Annotated in this window: 1 protein-coding gene and 2 pseudogenes; 1 reads left to right on the forward strand and 2 read right to left on the reverse strand. The window is 70.9% G+C overall.

Annotated elements, in window-relative coordinates; all coding sequences use genetic code 11:
* Positions 1–168, forward strand: a pseudogene (gene groEL, locus AB0J09_RS65005) (chaperonin GroEL); the annotation flags it as partial.
* A 79-nt stretch (positions 169–247) separates the two neighbouring features.
* On the opposite strand, the gene AB0J09_RS65010 reads toward groEL, so the two are convergent.
* A complete protein-coding gene (locus AB0J09_RS65010) occupies positions 248–778 on the reverse strand; it encodes a YbhB/YbcL family Raf kinase inhibitor-like protein (RefSeq protein ID WP_360714509.1) in 531 nt (176 codons plus the stop codon).
* Positions 779–866: 88 nt separating this feature from the next.
* Positions 867–1289 (reverse strand): annotated as a pseudogene (locus AB0J09_RS65015) (AAA family ATPase); the annotation flags it as partial.

Consider the following 1289-nt stretch of genomic DNA (forward strand, 5'->3'; position numbering starts at 1 on the left):
ATGTTCGAGGCGGGCATCCTCGACCCGGCCAAGGTGACGCGCTCCGCGCTGCAGAACGCCGCCTCCATCGCGGCGCTCTTCCTCACCACCGAGGCTGTCATCGCGGAGAAGCCCGAGAAGACCCCTGCCGCTCCGGCCATGCCGGGCGGCGGCGACATGGACTTCTAGGTCTTACCTCGCTGTTCGAACGAAGGGCGGCCCGGGTTCTCCCGGGCCGCCCTTGTGCGTTTCAGGATGGATCCGCTGGTCATACGCCGTAGACGGGGATGATGTGGCCGCGGGCCACGGTGTTGGCGGTGATGTTGAAGCCCACCACCGCCGGGCTCGTGTCGCTGTCCACGCCCAGCTTGTCGACCCCCAGGGCGTGGACCGTGAAGACGTAGCGGTGCGGGGCGCCAGGAGGCGGGGCCGCCCCGCCGTACTCCTTCTTGCCGTAGTCGTTGCGGGCGTGGATCGCCCCGGCTGGCAGGCCCTTGAACTCAGGGCCGGTGCCCGCGCCCCCGGGCAGCTCGGTCACGGAGGCCGGGAGGTCGAACAGCACCCAGTGCCAGAAGCCGCTGCCCGTGGGGGCGTCGGGGTCATGGCAGGTGACGGCATAGCCGCGGGTCTCGGCAGGCGCGCCCGACCAGCGCAGGTGGGGCGACTGGTTCTGGCCCGTCATGCCCCAGTCGTTGAAGACGTGGAGGTCGCTCAGCCTCTCGCCGTCCTGGATGTCGTCGCTCTCGACCACGAGCGCGGGAACCGACGGCAGGTATTCGTGTGGAAGCGGTGCGGGCACGGCATCCTCCTAGGTTGAGAGCTGCTTGCCCAGCCATCCTAGAAGTGGCCGTGCCCGCCGCCAGTGAGGTGATCAGTCCGTTTCGCGCCTAGGCCGTCAGCTCGGCGGGCAAGGGCTTGTCGTGCAGGACCGTCAGCGACGTGACAGCTCGGGTCAGCACCACGTACAGCCTGGCCAGGCCCCGGGGCTCGGCCGCGACGATGTCCGCGGGCTCCACGACGATGACGTGGTCGTACTCCAAGCCCTTGGCCAGGGTCGCGGGGACGATCAGGAGGCGGTGCTCCTCGGCGGAGTCCGGGTCCAGTACGGCGTGGGGAAGGCCGGCCAGCACGCGGGAGACCTCGCTGATCAGGGCGTCCGGGACGATGACGCCGATGGAGCCCTCTCTGGCGAGGGCCTCGGCGGCGGCCTCCGCGACCGAGCCGCCGGGACGTACCGTGAGCGAGCCGAGGCCCGGTCGGAGCGAGCGGGGAGCGGCCAGCTCGGGGGCGATGGAGGGGAGCAGGCGGGC

The sequence above is a fragment of the Nonomuraea sp. NPDC049784 genome (assembly GCF_040659615.1).
Classification (GTDB): domain Bacteria; phylum Actinomycetota; class Actinomycetes; order Streptosporangiales; family Streptosporangiaceae; genus Nonomuraea.